This is a genomic window from Paenibacillus sp. FSL H7-0690 (assembly GCF_037980415.1).
In the GTDB taxonomy this organism is placed as follows: domain Bacteria; phylum Bacillota; class Bacilli; order Paenibacillales; family Paenibacillaceae; genus Paenibacillus_AQ; species Paenibacillus_AQ odorifer.
This window is the reverse complement of the sequence record NZ_CP150281.1, coordinates 1,903,654-1,918,856: the sequence shown is the minus strand read 5'-3', so window position 1 is coordinate 1,918,856 and position 15,203 is coordinate 1,903,654. Positions and strand designations below refer to the sequence as shown.

General features: G+C 46.4%; 11 protein-coding genes. 1 reads left to right on the top strand and 10 read right to left on the bottom strand.

Annotated elements, in window-relative coordinates:
* Positions 1–305: 305 nt before the first annotated feature.
* The 6 genes from ptsP to MHI32_RS08325 form a co-directional block, all read right to left on the bottom strand.
* A complete protein-coding gene (gene ptsP, locus MHI32_RS08350; RefSeq protein ID WP_076126376.1) occupies positions 306–2,018 on the bottom strand; it encodes a phosphoenolpyruvate--protein phosphotransferase in 1,713 nt (570 codons plus the stop codon).
* Positions 2,011–2,286, bottom strand: coding sequence for an HPr family phosphocarrier protein (locus MHI32_RS08345; RefSeq protein ID WP_076126374.1), 276 nt, complete (start codon positions 2,284–2,286; stop codon positions 2,011–2,013). The genes ptsP and MHI32_RS08345 overlap by 8 nt, the downstream gene beginning before the upstream one ends.
* A 98-nt stretch (positions 2,287–2,384) precedes the next feature.
* Positions 2,385–4,454, bottom strand: coding sequence for a glucose-specific PTS transporter subunit IIBC (gene ptsG, locus MHI32_RS08340; RefSeq protein WP_076135917.1), 2,070 nt, complete (start codon positions 4,452–4,454; stop codon positions 2,385–2,387).
* Between the two features lie 265 nt (positions 4,455–4,719).
* Positions 4,720–5,598, bottom strand: a complete 879-nt coding sequence (locus tag MHI32_RS08335; RefSeq protein WP_076126370.1) for a PRD domain-containing protein — start codon at positions 5,596–5,598, stop codon at positions 4,720–4,722.
* 411 nt (positions 5,599–6,009) lie between these two features.
* Positions 6,010–7,611, bottom strand: coding sequence for a flotillin family protein (locus tag MHI32_RS08330; protein WP_076308706.1), 1,602 nt, complete (start codon positions 7,609–7,611; stop codon positions 6,010–6,012).
* Complete coding sequence (locus MHI32_RS08325; RefSeq protein ID WP_076184696.1) at positions 7,611–8,147, bottom strand: protease; 537 nt, start codon at positions 8,145–8,147, stop codon at positions 7,611–7,613. The genes MHI32_RS08330 and MHI32_RS08325 overlap by 1 nt, the downstream gene beginning before the upstream one ends.
* 1,449 nt (positions 8,148–9,596) lie before the next feature.
* Here MHI32_RS08325 and MHI32_RS08320 point away from each other — a divergent pair.
* The gene (locus MHI32_RS08320; RefSeq protein WP_340012149.1) at positions 9,597–9,884 is read left to right on the top strand and encodes a hypothetical protein; all 288 of its coding nucleotides are present in this window, start codon (positions 9,597–9,599) and stop codon (positions 9,882–9,884) included.
* A 181-nt stretch (positions 9,885–10,065) separates the two neighbouring features.
* Here MHI32_RS08320 and MHI32_RS08315 read toward each other — a convergent pair whose 3' ends face one another.
* The 4 genes from MHI32_RS08315 to MHI32_RS08300 form a co-directional block, all read right to left on the bottom strand.
* On the bottom strand, positions 10,066–11,229 hold the full coding sequence (locus MHI32_RS08315; RefSeq protein ID WP_076184697.1) for an iron-containing alcohol dehydrogenase: 1,164 nt from the start codon (positions 11,227–11,229) through the stop codon (positions 10,066–10,068).
* 163 nt (positions 11,230–11,392) lie between these two features.
* Entirely contained in the window at positions 11,393–12,973 is a 1,581-nt protein-coding gene (locus MHI32_RS08310; protein WP_076184698.1) for a UDP-glucose--hexose-1-phosphate uridylyltransferase, read from the bottom strand.
* Between the two features lie 54 nt (positions 12,974–13,027).
* A complete protein-coding gene (gene galE / locus MHI32_RS08305) occupies positions 13,028–14,014 on the bottom strand; it encodes a UDP-glucose 4-epimerase GalE (protein WP_076126362.1) in 987 nt (328 codons plus the stop codon).
* 4 nt (positions 14,015–14,018) lie between these two features.
* Positions 14,019–15,194, bottom strand: a complete 1,176-nt coding sequence (locus tag MHI32_RS08300; protein WP_076126360.1) for a galactokinase — start codon at positions 15,192–15,194, stop codon at positions 14,019–14,021.
* Positions 15,195–15,203: the final 9 nt, after the last annotated feature.

The following is a 15,203-nucleotide window of genomic DNA, read 5'->3' as shown; positions in this document are numbered from 1 at the left end:
ATATTAATACTTGCACAGCGCTGCAAGTCAGCAAATGGAGTATAAACTTTCTATGGATCCTTACTATTATATGTACGACATATTTATAGGTTTGGGTTCCTTATCGACTTTATGCTCATTACTAATACTATCGGTATAGACATCTGCGCAATAAAGAAAATAAACAGTGAACAGTAAATGAGGTCGAATTATAGAAAATTAAAGGTTAAAAAACATAAAAAAGCCGACCTCCAGCCATCGGAAGTCGGCAATAGTAGTTGGAAAAACAGTAGAACGCTAAAACGGATTAATGCATGCGTAAAAAGTTACTTAGCGATACTTTGAACAAGCGCAGCGACTTCTTCAGCCGTGCCAAGCTGCAACGCTTTTGCAGCCAAATCCTTCATGTCGGCAGCCGACAATTTAGATATTTGACTACGCGCTGGCAAAATGGAAGTTGCACTCATGCTGAATTCGTCGAGACCAAGACCCAGTAGCAGCGGAATAGCTGTTGCGTCACCAGCCATTTCACCACACATCCCCGTCCATTTACCTTCTGCATGGGCTGCATCAATTACATTTTTGACCAAACGCAGGATGGCTGGATTGTAAGGCTGATACAGGTAAGATACCTGTTCATTCATACGGTCCGCAGCCATTGTATATTGAATAAGATCATTCGTACCGATACTGAAGAAATCAACTTCCTTAGCAAACTGGTCAGCCAGTACAGCAGTTGATGGAATCTCAACCATTATGCCAAGCTGAATGTTGTCTGATACTTCCTTACCTTCTTCCCGAAGCTTAGCTTTCTCTTCGAGCAAAAGATCACGTGCAGCACGGAATTCACCAAGCGTAGCTATCATAGGGAACATAATGCGAAGATCCCCGTGAACACTCGCTCTTAGTAACGCGCGTAATTGAGTACGGAAAATATCCTGACGATCCAGGCAAAGACGGATCGCACGGAAACCAAGGAAAGGATTCATTTCCTTCGGAAGGTCAAGATAAGGCAGCTCTTTATCGCCACCGATATCCAGGGTACGTACGACTACCGGCTTACCCTTCATGTTCTCAAGTACAGTACGGTAGGCGTTATATTGAATTTCCTCAGAAGGCAGCTTATCGCGACCCATGTAAAGGAACTCAGTGCGGTACAGACCTACACCTTCGCCACCATTCTCAATGACACCATTCACATCATTTGGTGTACCAATATTGGCAGCTAGCTCAACATGTTTACCGTCTGCTGATACTGTAGGTTCGTCGCGAAGTTTCTTCCATTCTGCGATTTGCAAGTCGTAAGCTTCCTGCTTGCGAGTGTACTCTGCCACTTCAGCTTCGCTAGGATTGATCAGAACGTCTCCGTTCAGACCATCGACAATCACCAAATCGCCAGAATTCACTTCTGACAGAACCGTTTTAGTTCCAACAACCGCTGGAATTTCCAAAGAACGGGCCATAATTGCAGAGTGAGAAGTCCGTCCACCGATGTTCGTTGTGAAGCCTTTAACGAACTTACGATTAAGCTGTGCTGTATCCGATGGTGTTAGATCTTGAGCAATCACGATTACTTCTTCACTGATTTCTGCAGGACTTACATAATGAATGCCCAGCAGGTGGTTCAGCAAGCGCTTGGTAACATCACGCATGTCAGCTGCACGTTCCTGCAGATAGGCACTCTTCATATTTTCGAACATCTCAATGAATTGCGTAGCCACTTCGTTTAGCGCATAGTCCGCGTTAACCGATTCCTCACGGATTTTATCAATTACAGGATTGATCAGCTCTGGGTCATCAAGAATAAGCAGATGTGATTCGAAAATCTCAGCCTTCTTCTCCCCCAGCTCTGCCAAAGTACGCTCTTTAATCGTTTGCAGCTCCACTCTTGATTTGGCGAGTGCATCATTCAACTTAGCGACTTCTGCTTCAGTATCACTGATACTTGTCTTCGTAATCGTATAATCCGGATGTTTCAGGATAAAAGCACGGGCTACTGCAATCCCTGCTGAAGCCGCGATTCCTGAAATCTTATTCATGGATTTCCCCTAGCCCTTCTTTAATCATTACTTCTTGAAGAGCGTTCAAAGCTTCTGCTTCTTCGCTTCCTTCAGTAATCAAAGACAAAGTATCTCCAGCTTCAAGACCCAATGACAATACGCCAAGAATGGATTTCAAAGTTACTTTTTTACCTTTAGCTTCTGCATATGCTTCTGTACCTTTGAATTTTGTTGCTGTATTTACCAAGGCAGTTGCTGGACGTGCGTGAATTCCATCTTCATCGACAATTCTGAATGTTTTTTGCATAATATTATCCAACTCGCTTTCTGTTATTAAAGTATTTTAAATTTATAGTGAAAGCTTCGCTTCCTTGTATGAACAAGGAAGCATCGGCCCTTGCACTTTTACTGAATCGTAATGATGTCTTGGTCTCCTATAGAAACCTTACCCGGCTTCTTCAATGTTACAGAAGAGCCTTCTGGTAAATTAGAGAAAATAACAGGTGAGATTACAGAAGGTGCATGTGCTTTTACATACTCTAAATCCACTTCCATAATCGGTTGTCCAGCCGCTACAAGATCGCCCTCTTCAACTAATACCGTGAAGCCTTGACCTTTAAGCTTAACCGTATTAACCCCAATATGAACGAGCACTTCCTTGCCTCCGTCAGACATAATACCGATGGCATGTTTGCTCGGGAACACGTTAAATACCTTACCGTAAACCGGTGAAGCAATCTTCCCATCTTCGGATAGGAACGCGAAGCCGTCGCCCGTCATTTTTTGGGAGAATACTGGATCTGGCACCTCTGTGATATCCAACAACTCACCGTTTACTGGAGATACGATATCTTCCTTGATAATCGCTTCACCAGCTTCACCTGCCTGTTGTTCTTCTTCTGGCTCTGGAGTAACCACTACTGGAGCTGCTGAAGCTGCAGGTGTCTTTCCGTTAATCACATCTTGAATCTGCGATTTAATCGTATCTGAACGTGTGCCAAAAATCGCTTGAACGTTATTACCCACTTCCAGCACACCTGATGCACCAAGTTTCTTAAGACGGTTCTTGTCTACGCCTGCCTTATCTTTAACTTCAACACGAAGCCGGGTAATACAAGCGTCTAGATGAGTGATGTTTTCTTTACCACCTAGAGCGGACAAAATGTTCCGCGGTAGATCATCACCGGCTCTGGAGACAGACTCCGTATTCACTTCTTCTTCTTCATTCGTATCTTCTTCACGACCCGGTGTCATAAGATTGAATTTCCGAATTACAAACCGGAAGCCGAAGTAATAAATTAAGGCAAGGACCAGACCTACCGGAATGACCAGCCACCAAGCTGTACGGTTCGGGATAATACCGAAGAGCACAAAATCGATAAAGCCACCCGAGAATGTCATGCCGATTTTAACATCCAGAATATGCATAGTCATAAAGGACAGACCTGCAAACACAGCATGTACAGCGAACAGCAACGGAGCCACGAATAGGAACGAGAATTCGAGCGGCTCAGTAATCCCTGTCAAGAACGATGTCAATGCCGCGGAAATCATCAAACTTCCGACGATCTTTTTATTCTGAGGTTTAGCTTCATGATAGATAGCCAAAGCCGCTGCTGGAAGACCAAACATCATGAATGGATATTTACCTGTAGTAAATGTCCCTGCTGTGAAGTCTACTCCATCGCGAAGCTGCTGCATGAAGATCCGTTGGTCACCACGTACCAATTCTCCAGCTTTATCAACGTAGGTACCAAATTCATACCAGAATGGAGAGTAGAAAATGTGATGCAGTCCAAAAGGAATGAGCGAACGTTCGATCGTTCCGAAGATAAACGCTGCAAGCGTTTTGTTCGTATCAATCATACTTTGTGACACATAGTTCAGACCATGTTGAATAGGTGGCCATACTATTGTCAGTAACAAACCCAAGATTAGAGCTGTTACCGCCGTCATGATCGGTACGAAACGTTTACCTGCGAAGAAACCTAGGTAAGAAGGAAGCTCAATTTTGAAGAATCGCTTGTACATGGCCGAAGCCAATATACCGACGAGTATACCTCCAAACACCCCTGTTTGCAGTGTTGGAATCCCTAATACGCTGGCATACGAGAAGTCGCCTTGGCTCAGGACGTAATCATTAACGCCAATAACTGTACCCATCGTAATGTTCATTACGAGGAAACCGATAATGGCAGCTAGACCCGCAACACCTTCACCGCCGGCTAAACCTATCGCAACCCCCACCGCGAAGAGTAAGGCTAGATTATCAAATACAATTTGTCCTGAGTTCATCAATACGTTGGCAACAGCCTGAACAACATGGTTCTCCAGTGCTGGAACATATTGCAGGAAGTCTGGGTTTACCAGCATGTTTCCTATTCCAAGAAGCAAACCTGCCGCAGGCAGAATAGCTACTGGAAGCATCAGAGCTTTACCAACTCTTTGTAAAACACCAAACAACTTTTTAAACATTTAGGTTACTCCTTTCATTAACTTCACTAAAACAGATGCCAAAAAAGGCATGAGCAACACAGTATAGGAGTTGTAATCTAACGCTATCGTTAGATTGCCCCAAGAAGGGGGTTAACAACCAAAATACTGTAATTCACTCATGCCTGATCGAATCAGTTACACGCTCGATATTCTGTTTTGTTGATGACAGTGAACATTGTAGCATCGTTTTTTTTAAGTGGCAAGCGTTTTTTTTGAAACCATGATTTGTTACAACTTTTGCACTTTAAGGAGCTTCACCATTCTTGTCCATATCTTGTTCGTCCACTTTTTTCTGAGCAATACGCTGCAGGTGAATCGTCAAATAACTTACCTCAGCTTGATACACGGGAATTCGCACACGCTGTTCGATAATTTTTGTTAATTTCCAAGCCAACGAATACATCTCAGGATACTCCCGTTTCATGAGTCCATCCAGGGTTGAGGTCTCTTGTACCGCCTCTCCACGGCGTAATCTTTCTAGAACGAATCGCAGATGGGTTACCAGTCTTGAGTAATCAAGTGAATCACGTGGGATTCGATAGTCCAGATAATTCTCGACTAACCCAACCAGCTCTCCAATCAAGAGAGAATGTTGTCTAACCTCGGAAATTTGCCTATTACTAAGTGCGCTGACAATATGAAGAGCCACAAAACCTATCTCATCCACCGGCAATTCCACGCCCATAGCCTCATTGATCCGTCCAATCGCATATTCTGCCATCTTATATTCCTCAGGATAAATCTCCTTAGTTTCATACAAAAATGGATTATGAATTGGGATATCTTGTTCAAAACGACGGATAGCAAAGGAAATATGGTCGGTAAGTGCAATGTGAATATGCTCATTAAGCGGCTGACGGCTACAATGCATAATATGTAATACTATTTCTTGAACGACCTCAATCAACTTCTCATCCACTTGGGGAAGTAGCTGTTTATATTGTTCCTGTTCCTCCTGGCTGCGAAGAATAAACATCTTCTCCACGGAGGATAGATTAATCTGATCCCGCAGCTTGCGGTTAAACCCTATCCCTTTACCGATAACTACAACCTCGGAATATTGAGGATGCTGGGCAATGATAACGTTGTTATTCAACACCTTCGCCACTGTTATGCTACTCATTTTTGACACCTCTTTTATTTCTAAACACCTAACTTCCAGCAGCATACGCAATAAGAAATCGTACGATGAATACAAGCTTTGCTACCATCATAACACCAAGAATTGCATATTAGAAGAACACTCTGTGTCCTTACTAAGCTAGTAGATCAGAGTGAACAGCCTTAAAGGCTTTTATTTTACCTGAAAAAATCTTTAAACACCAGTGAAAGCGTCGATGTCTGTATATACAATAATTCCCACGGGATGCCGATAAGCTATAAGCTTTATCAAAAATCACCTGTAAACGCATGAGCTTTTTATCATGTTGTCTAATTTAGATGCAAAACAGATCAAAACATAAAGATTAAGGTATGACCAGCAGCTTTGCCAGTCATACCTTAAGTAAATTAAATCAATATAAATTGCATTAAACTATTTTTCCTTTTGTTCAGGCACAGAAGTTAATGTCTCGCTGGCTGTACTAGATGTTGCTGATGGCTGAATATAAGTTGCAGGTGTAGCTGGTGCAACAGGTGCGACTGGTGCGACTGGTGTAACTGATGCTCCTTTGCTTCCGGAAGCTTTAGAGGTCAACCCCTTGATCAGTGCCTCTACATCAATCCCTGAGACGCTCTTCAACATCTCTGGAGCGGTGGACATTAGCTGAGTCACATAATTGCTGACCCGGGCTGCACCTTCCCCGTTACCTGTATCTACAACGGTAAGTTTATCAATAGATGCCAGCGGCTTCGCAATTTGGCCAGCCAAATCAGGCAGCATTTTGACGATGATATCGAGCACCGCTGCTTCGCCGAATTTCTGGAAAGCTTCCGCCAGTTTCTCTTTGGCTTCTGCTTCCGCTAGACCACGCAACCGGATAACCTCAGCATCCGCTGTACCTTTAGCCAGCTCTGCATCCGCCATCGCTTGACCTTCAAGACGCTTCTGCTCAGATGTCGCTTTAGCTTGCGTTTCAATACTATATTGCAAGGCATCTGCCTCACGCATTCTCTTCGCCTTATCGGCTTCCGCCGCTTGCTCTACTGCATAACGATCCGCTTCTGCTTTTTTCTTCACTTCAGCATCATACTGCTTCTCGCGAACTTGAATTTCTTTGGCTTGCAAATCGATTTCACGTTCCTTACGTACCAGCTCAACCTTCATCTGTTCTTCAACAACGGTCTGCTTTGCACGTGCCTCTTGAATATGATAAGCCTGATCGGCTTCCGCTTTCGCTGTATCCTGATCCCGTTTAAACGCAGCCACCTTAAGCTGGTTTTCCTTGGAGGCTTCGGCAATATTCGTATCCCGCAGCAGCTCAGCTTTTTGCCCTTGCTCTTCTGCGTTTGCCTTTTGAATTCTCGCATCCCGCACTGCTTCTGCTTCAGCGATCTCTGCATCCCGCTTCACAGCAGCTATCCGCGGTTTACCCAGTGCCTCTAGATATCCATGTTTGTCTCGCACATCCTTGATGGTAAAGGAAACAATTTGCAGACCCATTTTCTTAAGATCACGCGCCGCCACGCCTTGAACCTCTTGCGCAAAGCGGTCACGGTTACGATATACTTCCTCAACGGTCATCGAACCGAGAATGGCCCGCAGATGACCTTCAAGAACTTCTTGTGCTTCGCTCTTCAGTGCTTCAATCGGTTTGCCCATAAATTGCTCAGCAGCTGTCGCCACATCTTCCGTTGAGCTACCCACTTTAATGATCGCCACACCGTCGGCAATAACCGGAACCCCTTGTTCGGTGTATACCTCCGGGGTCGTCACATCGAGTTTATGAGAAAGAAGCGACATAAATTCAGCCTTCTGGAAGACTGGGAGTATAAAGGCCCCGCCCCCGCGTACAATCTTTATTTTACGACCAGAACCATCGTCTGAAATATGATTTTTCCCTAAGAACGACCCCGTTACGATCATCCCTTCATCGGGTCCAACCGTTTTGTAACGTGCCCAGAATGCGATACCTAGCACAAACAAAACAGCAACGACAACTGCAGGGACTAACAAATACTCAGGAATACCGAACATTAAAGATCCACTCCTCTTCTCTTTTCGAATTCTGACACCAATGCAACGCCTTCTCTAACCTCCACTACAACAACTTTAATCCCTGCCGGAAGCAGCTCATGATCAAAGCTTGCTGCCGTATGCAGGCTATTGCCGGCGCCAAACTTTACCATAATCTCACCATAACCAGTGGCGGGAACAGGAATTGTGATTTCCCCGATCTTGCCTGGCAGATCACTCATTGAGAAACCATTGGACATTTCGCTTTTTTCCATGGGCTTAACCACCCCTAGATACATAAGTACTCCCAAAAAAGCGGCGGCTAACAAAGACAAAGCAATGATCGCCCCAGCTTCCAGAGCGCTGTACCGGGTTAGAAGAATGCCCGCTCCGCCGAACACGGTTATTCCTCCTGCCAGTACGGTGGGATTCAGAAAATCTACGGATACGAAATCAAAGACCCCATGCAAGGCATCTCCGATCAGATCTCCCACCAGGACGCTGACTATGGCAAATATGACGCCTAGCGCCAAGCAGCCTAAATACAGCGTTTGCATTTTTATTTCCTCCTGTCTTCAATCAGGACTGTCATATTACATTAAACGTACAAAGTAGGTCCTTGGTTTCACAATCTTTGGATATTCACCCAAATAAGTTCCATTCAGAGGATAAGCATGCTCACATTGGCACTATTTTATTACATGTGCTGGGGCTGTCCTAAAGGCCGTTCAATAGTTGCTGAGGCGCTGATTTTTGTTGGTAACACTCTCGCGCGTATGAAGAGGCTATGTTGCTTTCGCGCCTCGGCACCTCGTCCTATCGGACTCAGCAGTCCCTATTCGCCGATTTTTCCGACATTTGGTATGCTATCGGACCGCATAGTCCCTATTCGCATGAAAATCAGCAAATATAAGACCATTTCGAAGCAATAGTGTCTCTGGTGTCCGAAAGTTTGCTCAAAAAGCTGAAAATCCGCAAATAACGTCAGCTGGGTCCGTAGGGTAGGCGTGTATTGGTAGAGGAATCGGTTGTGAGGGGGGATTACAAACACTAGTTGGTTAGGTAACACTCTCACGCGTATGAAGAGGCTATGCTGCTTTCGCCTCGGCCTATCGGACTCAGCAGACCCTATTTGACGATTTATCCGACATTTGGTATGCTATCGGACCGCATAGCCCCTATTGGCATAAAAACCAGCAAATATAAGACCATTTCGAAGCAATAGTGTCTCTGGTGTCCGAAAACTTGCTCAAAAGGCTGAAAATTCGCATATAGCATCAGCTGGGTCCGTAGGGTACGCGTGTATTGGTAGAGGAATCAGTCGTGAGGGGATCTTACAAACCCTAGTTGGTTAGGTAACACTCTCGCGCATAAGAGGCTATGCTGCTTTCGCACCTCGGCGCCTCAGCACCTCGGCCCATCGGACTCAGCAGACCCTATTCGCCGATTTATCCGACATTGGGTATGCTATCGGACCGCATAGTCCCTATTGGCATGAAAAACAACAAATATGAGGCTATTTCGAAGCAATAGTGTCTCTGGTGTCCGAAAACTTGCTCAAAAGGCTGAAAATTCGCATATAACGTCAGCTGGGTCCGTAGGGTAGGCGTATATTTGTAGAGGAATCAGTCGTGAGGGGATCTTACAAACCCTAGTTGGTTGGGTAACACTCTCGCGCGTATGAAGAGGCTATGCTGCTTACGCACCTCGGCCCATCGGACTCAGCAGACCCTATTCGCCGATTTTTCCCACATTTGGTATGCTATCGGACCGCATAGCCCCTATTGGCATGAAAAACACCAAATATAAGACCATTTCGAAGCAATAGTGTCTCTGGTGTCCGAAAACTTGCTCAAAAGGCTGAAAATTCGCAAATAACGTCAGCTAGGTCCGTAAGACTCCCGAGGACGGTCGACGGATTAGATTACGGGTGCGAACAGTGATTGATGAGGTGCGATCAGCGGCAGTGAGGTACGGTCAGCGGCAGTGAGGTACGGTCAGCGGCAGTGATGTTCGGTCAGCGGCAGCGGAGGTTCGCCAGCGGCAGCGGAGGTTCGCCAGCGGCAGCGGAGGTTCGCCAGCGGCAGCGGAGGTTCGCCAGCGGCAGCGGAGGTATGCCAGCGGCAGCGGAGGTTCGCCAGCGGCAGCGGAGGTTCGCCAGCGGCAGCGGAGGTTCGCCAGCCGCAGCGGAGGTTCGGTCAGCGGCAGCGGAGGTACGCCAGCGGCAGCGGAGGTACGCCAGCGGCAGCGGAGGTACGCCAGCGGCAGCGGAGGTTCGGCCAGCGGCAGCGTAGGTTCGCCAGCGGCAGCGAGTTCTTGGGATGAGCACGACAGAAAAGTATAGCCAGAGGAGCAAGTCACACTAGACCATAAATACAAAGAAGCGATTCTCCCATAACGGAGGAATCGCTTCTTTGACATTCTATTGTGACTTCTGGAATAAAGACAAATGGTCTCTTTTCGTAGAAGAATTACTTACAAAGCCATTTTATAAATCTCAACTACATCTTCACGCTCAAGCTTGCGGAAATTACCAAACGCTCCGAAACGAACAGCCTTGTCAGCCATACTGCCGATCTCGCTGTCATCAATATCATAATCTCCGAGCGTCTTCGGCGCACCGATGGAATCCCAGAAATTACGCAGAGCCTCAATACCCTCCAGCCCGATTTCTTCATCAGTTTTGCCAGCAGGTTCAACTCCGAACACATTTACTGCAAGCTGACGGAAACGCGCAGGGTTTGTGCTGAGATTATATTTCATCCATTGCGGGAACAGAATCGCCAAACCTCCGCCATGCGGAATATCGTATACAGCCGACACTGCATGCTCGATATTATGAGTCGCCCAATCTCCGGCAAAACCCATGCTGACCATTCCGTTAAGCGCCATCGTACCGCAGTACATAATGGTCTCACGCAGCTCGTAGTTGTTCAGATCTTCGATAAGCTTCGGCGCGGTTTCAATTACAGTGCGCAGCAAAGTTTCACAGAACCCGTCTTGTACCGGTGTATTGCCGTCTGTATGGAAATAGTGCTCCAGTACATGTGACATGATGTCCACCATGCCATAAACGGTCTGATCACGTGGCAGAGAAAAAGTGTTCTCTGGATCAAGAATCGAGAATGCCGGGTAGGCATGCACGCTGCCCCAGCCCATTTTTTCCTTAGTAACCTCGTTTGTGATTACGGAGCCATTATTCATTTCGGAACCCGTAGCAGCCATTGTCAGCACTGTACCCAGTGGAAGCGCGTCTTGAGCCGCTGCTTTACGCTCTACAAAGTCCCACATATCACCATCATATTTCGCTCCAACAGCAACAGCTTTTGCGCAGTCCAATACGCTTCCGCCCCCCACTGCAAGAACCAGGTCAATATTATGCTCCCGGCACAGCTCTACGCCTTTATGTACTGTGGAAAGACGTGGATTGGGTTCTACTCCAGAGAGTTCAGTCACTGTAGCGCCTATTGAACTCAGCTCAGCAACTACTTTATCGTACAGACCACTGCGCTTGATACTGCCGCCACCGTACATCAAAAGCACATTTTTACCGTACTTAGGAACCTCCGTCTTCAAGGCTTCAAGGGTACCCTGTCCAAAAATCAGCTTGGTAGGATTATAAAATTCAAATTTACGCATATGTGTAAACCTCCAGTAGTTAATTCATAATGTCTTACTCCTTCGTATTATAAACCTCTGGTTACCCGCATTCAAATTAGGTGGCTGGGTTTCGTCATTCCGAATAAAAAAAGATGCCCCAAGCCCATAGGCTTGAGGTCATCCTTAAATCCAAATTCACTTACTACAAAGCGCCGAAGCTTGTTACGAAACGGCGGAAAGCCGCTTGACCTTCTGGAGTCCGTTTGTAAACGCCAGCGTGTTCAAGAATATGCGTAAACTTGATGCCAACTTCGTTCTGCACAATCTTGAGCGCTTCCTCGTGTTGCAGTGCAGTTCCGAATCGCTCCACCAGCTCCTGAATCCAAGCCGCATGCTGCGCAAGAGAATGACTAGGGTCATTCTTCACCGCTTCTAACAGCGCTTGATCTCCTGCAAGAATACCTGCGGTGGAATCGAGTTCTTCCTTCAAACGGCCCGGCAGAATCGCCAGTCCCATAACTTCAATCAAGCCGATGTTTTCTTTCTTGATATGATGCATTTCCCGGTGTGGATGAAAAATCCCTTCAGGATATTGCTCATTAGTCCGGTTATTCCGCAGCACAAGATCCATCTCGAAGCTGCCGTCCTCGGCCCGGCGTACGATAGGAGTAACGGTATTATGAGGTTGTACATCACCGTCAACCTCACTAAAGGCTAGCACTTCCGCCTCTGGATCGCTGTAGGCTTTCCAAGCTTCATAAAGCGCATTTCCGCATTCCAATAGAACCGCAGGATCTTCTCCATTTAAGCGCAATACGGACATCGGCCATTTTACGATATTAATGCTGACACCCGGATAAGATGCATGTGTAAATATATCTTCCTTAGGCGCTTTTTGAATCGGGAATGTATGACGTCCGCCCTGAAAATGGTCATGCGTCAGAATAGAGCCGCCAACAATCGGTAAGTCTGCATTTGAGCCAATAAAATAATGCGGGAATGATTCCACGAAGCTAAGCAGCCGCTTCAAGGTATCCTTGGTAAGCTTCATTGGCACATGATCATGATGGAATACAATACAGTGCTCATTGTAGTAAACATATGGCGAGTATTGGAAGAACCATTTTTCATTATTCAGGTTAAGCGGAATGATACGCAGGTTCTGGCGCGGCGGATGATTGATCCGTCCGGCATAACCTACATTCTCACGGCACAGCAGACATTTCGGATAGACTGGCGGCGGGAGCAGCCGAGCCATTGCGATTTCCTTCGGATTTTTCTCAGGCTTGGACAAATTGATCGTCATTTCAATGTCTCCGTACGGCGAATCCTGCAGCCAGTAGACATTCTTCGAGATCCGATCCATCCGAATATAGTTCGAATCAATGCTCAATTTATAAAAACGGTCTGTAGCCGCGGAGATGCCTTTTTCAGCGGTCAGACTATAGAACTCAGCATTTACATCCGAAGGACGGGCCATGAGAAGTCCCATAATCTTGGCATCCAGCAAGTCACGGTAAGTGTCACTATTCTCTGGGATCAATCCGATTTCAAAACCATAATCAATCAGTGCATCGAGTGGAGCCTGCGGCCCTTCCAATGGACTTTGATCGATGTCACCTACATGCGGCTCACTGAAACCGAACTGTTCGAGCAGCACATTACGGCTATAATCTTCATCGGATGGAGCTATAAGCTGCTGGCGCAGTGCGAACAGAACAAGCTGCTCAATCGCATGTAATGCTTTCTGGCCAGCAGGTGTAATCTTATTCTCGTTGTGCATTTTAATTCTCCTTAAGTAGGGTCTCAAGTTCAAGATAAGCTAACCTAAAGTCCCTTATTCTCCGTATCCTTGCGGATTGGCAGAGTGCCAGTTCCATGCACTTTGAATGATATCTTCCAAATCTGCATGCTGCGGGTTCCATCCAAGGACGCTACGCGCTTTGTCGGAGGAAGCTACCAGCACAGCCGGATCGCCGGCACGGCGTTCTTGAATGACTACAGGAATTTCAAGTCCAGTAACCTTCTTCGCCGTTTCAATCACCTGTTTTACCGAGAATCCAAGTCCATTGCCCAGGTTGAAAATATTGCTGCTGCTTCCGCTGCGCAGGTAAGTTACCGCACGGACATGGGCGTCAGCCAGATCGCTGACATGGATGTAGTCGCGCACACAAGTACCGTCTTCTGTAGGATAGTCATCTCCGAAAACTGCGATACTGTCCCGTTGCTTCAAGGCCGTTTGCAATACCAGCGGCACCAAATGACTTTCTGGACGATGGTCTTCACCAATTTTGCCACTGGCATGTGCGCCAGCTGCATTGAAGTAACGCAATGCTACGTATTTAATGCCCAGTACTTTATCAAACCAAGCCATCATCCGTTCCATGGTCAGCTTAGTTTCTCCATACACATTGGCTGGTTCAGTGCGGTCTGTTTCTTCAATCGGCACCTTTTCCGGTTCGCCGTAGGTTGCGGCTGTGGACGAGAATACGATCTTGTTCACGCCCGCTTTTTGCATAGCTTCTAGAAGACACTGTGTACCATATACGTTGTTGTCGTAATATTTTACAGGGTCCTTCATGCTTTCTCCGACCAAAGAGCTTGCAGCAAAATGGATAACCGCTTCAATCTCATTTTCAGCGAACAGCTTACCCAGCAGTTCTTTATCACGCAGATCACCTTCGTACAGCTTGCCACCCAGCAACGCCTCACGATGCCCTGTTAGCAGATTGTCGAGAACCACCACTTCTTCGCCACGATCCAGCAGCTCCGCTACAGTATGAGACCCAATATACCCTGCTCCACCTGTTACTAAAATCGCCATCTGATTACACTCCCTTCAATTCTTGGACACCATTACCGATGCCGCAAACGTAGAACTCGCCAACCAAACCAGATCTTGTGGTATAGGCTTCACCAACTTCACGAATAAAACGTTCTATATCATCTTCATGTACCAAAGATACTGTACAGCCCCCGAAACCCGCGCCAGTCATACGGGAACCGAGTGTACCTGGGATGCGCCCAGCTTCTTCAACCATAATATCAAGCTCTGCACAGCTAACTTCATACAAATCGCGCAAGGATGCATGCGAATCATTCATGAACTGTCCAAACTGCTTCAGATCATTGTTTTTTAATACCTCAACGGAATCTAGCACGCGTTGGTTCTCTTCCACAACATGGCGAGCGCGGCGTCTTACAATTTCGTCTGTGATTTTATCTTGATGTGCTTCGAACTGTTCACGATTAAGCTGTGCCAGATAAGCTAGTGAAGGCACTTCTTTTTGCAAAATAGCCAATGCCTCATCACACTGCTGACGGCGTTCATTGTACTTGGAATCTACAAGCCCTCTGCGTTTGTTCGTGTTGCCGATAACCAATTTGTATGAACCTGTGATGAACGGTACCAAATTGTACTCAAGTGTGTCGCACATCAGCAGGATCGCATGATCGCGTTTGCCGTTAGCAACTGCGAACTGATCCATAATTCCGGAGTTTACACCTACGTACTGGTTCTCAGCACGCTGGGACAAAAGTGCAATCTCAACAGTGTCTGTATCGCCACCTTCGAGAGTCAGGAACGCATAAGCAGTAACGACTTCAAGAGAGGCCGAGGAGGACAAGCCTGCTCCATTCGGAATATCGCCATGGAACAGCAGATCGTACCCTTTGGATACTGGTGTGCTTTTCTTATCCAGCTCAACCATTACCCCAATCGGATAGTCAATCCATTCACCCGTTTTGGCCTTGCCAATTTCGCTATAATCAATAGAAGCTTCGTAAGGAAAATTAGTTGATGCAAAATTCACTTTGCTGTCACTACGTGGACGCACAATCAGCGTTGTACCGAATTCCAAAGCTGCGGGAAGTACATACCCGCCGTTATAATCCAAGTGCTCTCCGATGAGATTGACACGACCTGGTGCATAAAACACCTTAGCCTCTTCCCCGCTCACCCCATATTTTTCAATAAATTTGTTATTAAGTTCCTGTATGCTCATTAATGCCAC

Coding starts and splice junctions, on each gene's coding strand:
- ptsP (WP_076126376.1), bottom strand. CDS start 2,018: ATGAATAAGATTTCAGGAATCGCGGCTTCAGCAGGGATTGCAGTAGCC.
- MHI32_RS08345 (WP_076126374.1), bottom strand. CDS start 2,286: ATGCAAAAAACATTCAGAATTGTCGATGAAGATGGAATTCACGCACGT.
- ptsG (WP_076135917.1), bottom strand. CDS start 4,454: ATGTTTAAAAAGTTGTTTGGTGTTTTACAAAGAGTTGGTAAAGCTCTG.
- MHI32_RS08335 (WP_076126370.1), bottom strand. CDS start 5,598: ATGAGTAGCATAACAGTGGCGAAGGTGTTGAATAACAACGTTATCATT.
- MHI32_RS08330 (WP_076308706.1), bottom strand. CDS start 7,611: ATGTTCGGTATTCCTGAGTATTTGTTAGTCCCTGCAGTTGTCGTTGCT.
- MHI32_RS08325 (WP_076184696.1), bottom strand. CDS start 8,147: ATGCAAACGCTGTATTTAGGCTGCTTGGCGCTAGGCGTCATATTTGCC.
- MHI32_RS08315 (WP_076184697.1), bottom strand. CDS start 11,229: ATGCGTAAATTTGAATTTTATAATCCTACCAAGCTGATTTTTGGACAG.
- MHI32_RS08310 (WP_076184698.1), bottom strand. CDS start 12,973: ATGCACAACGAGAATAAGATTACACCTGCTGGCCAGAAAGCATTACAT.
- galE (WP_076126362.1), bottom strand. CDS start 14,014: ATGGCGATTTTAGTAACAGGTGGAGCAGGGTATATTGGGTCTCATACT.
- MHI32_RS08300 (WP_076126360.1), bottom strand. CDS start 15,194: ATGAGCATACAGGAACTTAATAACAAATTTATTGAAAAATATGGGGTG.